Genomic DNA, 3,785 nt, shown 5'->3' with positions numbered 1-3,785 from the left:
TCTCTATTCGTTGCAATAAGGTAGGATGCGAATAATAAAAGAATACGTATAAAGGATCGGGATTGAGATTGCTTAAAGATTTAACTGATAATTTTTTCAATCCGCTGATAAGAGATTCGGCTAATCCAAAACCGGCAGCATAAGCATCTGCCTGATATTCATTCTTTCGACTATGAATGCTTGAAAATATTCCTATAATAAGAGAGACAGGGGTAAATAAAATAGAAAATGCAATAAGTCCGAGGTGAAAAGAAGCCTCTTCGCCTCCCAATGCAATTGCGATATCCTTATTATCTAATAAAAGTGATAATAAAAACAAAATTACTCCTGTATAGCAAACAGAAATGAGTATCCCCTGCAATGTATGTTTTTTCTTGTAATGCCCAATTTCATGAGCAAGCACAGCAACTATTTCGTCTGTCTTAAGATCATTTATCAATGTATCGAATAATACAATACGTTTCTTCGCTCCAAAGCCGGTAAAATAAGCATTTGCCTTACTCGAACGTTTAGAGGCATCCATTACATAAATGTTATTGATGGCAAAACCTGCCTTCTTGGAAAAGGATTCAATCGCATCACGCAGTTCGCCTGCTTCAAGAGGCGTTTGCTTATTAAATAAAGGAACTATAATATTTGAATAAAATAATGTCATGAATAAAGAGAAAACTGTGACAGCCCCCCAGGCATACAACCAAGCATAGCTTCCCAAAGTTCCATATAACCATGTAATAAGAGCTAAAATAGCTCCACCTAAAATAACCGTAAGTAGCAAACCTTTTACCTGATCGAGCCAAAAAGTTACTTTGGTCGATTTATTAAATCCGAATCGTTCTTCTATTACAAATGTTGCATAATAATCGAGAGGTAAAGTAATGATATCATTCACAATATAAATAACACCGAAAAAGGTCAAGGTAAGCCCTATTTCGTTGCTTATATATTGCCTCAGTAATTCATCCAGCCAACCGAAAGCACCTAATAGCAAAACGATTAACATTACAACAAATGAGAATAAGCTGGTATATAGACCAAAACGGCTATTTACTTTCTGATAGTCCTGCTGTTTTGCGTATTCTTCCTTGTTATAAATGCCTTCGAGTTGAGGAGGAATATCAGGACTCATACGTTTACGATTTCGGTATGAGAGATATTGAGTCCAGGCAAAATCTAAAATAACAATTAATATTATGACTATCAAATATACTGACATAGGTATGTTTTTCTTTTACTTATTACATCACCACCCTTGAAAAAGGAGCGGCATCCATCGGACAAAACTCTTTATCTTCGTACTTAAAATAACCGGTCATCGCTATCATAGCAGCATTATCGGTCGTATATCCAAAGGGTGGAATATGTATTTTCCACCCAAAACGCTTAGCATGATCTTCAAATGCAGCACGAAGTCCTGAGTTGGCGGAGACTCCTCCGGCAACCGCAACTTCATTTATACCCAAGTCGGTAGCAGCTTGACGAAGTTTTTCCATCAAAACATCTATAATTGTTTTCTGTAGGGATGCACAAAGATCAGCTTTGTTCTTTTCTATGAAATCCGGATCTTTCTTCAATTCATCACGAAGTAAATAAAGGAAAGACGTTTTCAAACCACTAAAACTATAATCATAGCCTTGCATATGAGGTTTGTTAAATTTAAATTTAGTAGCATCTCCTTCTTTAGCTAATCTATCTACAACAGGACCTCCCGGATAGCCTAGCCCCATGACTTTTGCGCATTTATCGAAAGCTTCTCCTGCTGCATCATCTATTGTTTGCCCTATTATCTCCATATCGTTATACGATTTCACTAAGATAATCTGAGAGTTACCACCCGATACAAGTAAGCAAAGAAAAGGGTAACGAGGCTGATTGTTATCGTTTTTGTCTTCTTTTATAAAATGAGCCAAAACATGGGCATGAAGATGATTTACATCTATCATAGGAATATTCAAGGCTGAGGATAATCCTTTAGCAAAAGATGTTCCCACTAATAAAGACCCCATCAAGCCTGGGCCACGGGTAAAAGCAATCGCCGTTATATCTTCTTTAGCGATTCCGGCCTTTTTCAAGGCTTGATCTACAACCGGTATAATATTCTGTTGATGTGCCCGTGAAGCCAATTCCGGAACCACACCACCATAACTTTCGTGTACCTTCTGACTGGAAATAATGTTGGATAAAAGAACTCCGTCTTGTATAACTGCTGCTGCTGTATCATCACAAGAGGATTCTATGCCTAATATAGTTATCATTTATTTTTATTACATTTTGTGATTATAAACATCACAAGTATTATATTGTTCGAAATGCTTGTGATAGATTATAAAATTCTTTTTTTACCTGATTTACACCAATAGCACCACCTGATAGTCCGGTTGTATCTTTCGAAACCGTTACTTTCACCTCACCATTGCTGTTATCTTCTACCACTACTCTAAATTTGAAATACTTACAGAATGCACCAAATAATAAACGCATAGCACGACTTCCTTTTTCAAACAGTCCTTGCCCCAGATGCTTATATCCCAATGATAGCATAAGAGCCTCTATCTCCGATTGCATTTGTGCCACAGTTGTTCCTTGATAAATATAGATCAATTTACTATCTTTATTTGGAATATCTTCTTTAAAATAAAGCATAATTTTACACGTTTTTAATTTAATGTATAGTAAGTTTGTAATTAATGAACAAAATTAAGAAATATATATAACCTTCGCAACGAAGAAATCATAAAAGGAAACAAATGAAAAATATAGTTTACCTATTAATATTTATTATTATCTCTTTTGTCGGATGTTCTAGTACGACCTCTCCCAAAAACAACGAAGTACATCAGGGAAAAGTAAGCATAGTGCGCTTCGACAAAGATGTATATAGATATTTACAACAACCTGACGCAGTAAACCAATCTCTATTAAAAGAAAAATACCCACTACTTTTACCTGCTTTCGGAAGAATAGCTATGGACAATAGTGACCCTGAAACCTTTTTCGCTTCACTGAAAGATTATTTTTCACACCCGGCACTCATGCAAATATACAAAGATGCTCTGAAAACATTTGAAGACGTGTTTGTATACGAAGAAGAACTAGCAAATGCAAATCACCTTATTTCTGTAAATTTAAAAGGAAGTAAGCTACCCGAACTAGCAATGCATATCTCGGGTTTTCGTGAAAATGTCATTATTCTCAACAATCTTATATCCATATCGACAGATAAATATTTAGGAGATAATTATCCCGCTTATCAAGACTTTTTCAAGCCATACGAACGTCAGCAAATGCAACCTCAATTTGTGGTTAGAGATTATCTGAAAGCATGGTTGATGAGTGATATTATCAGACCTGAAACCGACGATAACAATCTATTATCGGCAATAGTTAACGAAGGAAAAATACTTTATGCACTATCTACTCTTCTTCCTGAGAAAGAAGCTAACGATATAATTAGTTATACACTTTCACAATTGAATTGGTGTAAACAAAACGAAAAAACAACATGGCAAAGCATTGTTAAACAGAATTATCTTTTTTCGACCGATAATATGATTATAACCCGTTTTATTAATGACGGAGTCAACACTATTATCATATCACCTGAATCGCCCGGACGATTAGGTTCTTGGGTAGGATGGCAAATAGTGAAACAATATGCTAAGAAGAAAGACGCATCTCTTCAAGAAATAATTGATACTAACGCACAAACAATATTAAAGGAAGCAAAATATAATCCTTAAATCTCCTGCCCCGATTTATTTCTTCTATCCTTATCTAAAGTTATTAAC

At 35.4% G+C, this 3,785-nt stretch carries 4 protein-coding genes; 1 reads left to right on the top strand and 3 read right to left on the bottom strand.

The window, feature by feature from the left end:
• From JGH11_RS19280 to JGH11_RS19270, 3 genes are all read right to left on the bottom strand, one after another.
• The coding region (locus JGH11_RS19280) for a M48 family metallopeptidase (RefSeq protein WP_201114516.1) at nucleotides 1–1,213 on the bottom strand (1,213 nt) is incomplete at its 3' end.
• 22 nt (nucleotides 1,214–1,235) lie between these two features.
• A complete protein-coding gene (gene tsaD / locus JGH11_RS19275) occupies nucleotides 1,236–2,252 on the bottom strand; it encodes a tRNA (adenosine(37)-N6)-threonylcarbamoyltransferase complex transferase subunit TsaD (RefSeq protein ID WP_201114515.1) in 1,017 nt (338 codons plus the stop codon).
• A gap of 40 nt (nucleotides 2,253–2,292) precedes the next feature.
• Nucleotides 2,293–2,640, bottom strand: coding sequence for a hypothetical protein (locus JGH11_RS19270; protein ID WP_201114514.1), 348 nt, complete (start codon nucleotides 2,638–2,640; stop codon nucleotides 2,293–2,295).
• A gap of 104 nt (nucleotides 2,641–2,744) precedes the next feature.
• On the opposite strand from JGH11_RS19270, the gene JGH11_RS19265 reads away from it, so the two are divergent.
• Nucleotides 2,745–3,737 (top strand): DUF2268 domain-containing putative Zn-dependent protease, encoded by a 993-nt coding sequence (locus JGH11_RS19265; protein ID WP_201114513.1) that lies wholly within the window; start codon nucleotides 2,745–2,747, stop codon nucleotides 3,735–3,737.
• The last annotated feature ends 48 nt before the right edge of the window (nucleotides 3,738–3,785 follow it).

Source organism: Dysgonomonas sp. Marseille-P4677, from assembly GCF_016652235.1.
Taxonomy (GTDB): domain Bacteria; phylum Bacteroidota; class Bacteroidia; order Bacteroidales; family Dysgonomonadaceae; genus Dysgonomonas.
This window is presented reverse-complemented; position numbering and strand designations above follow the sequence as displayed.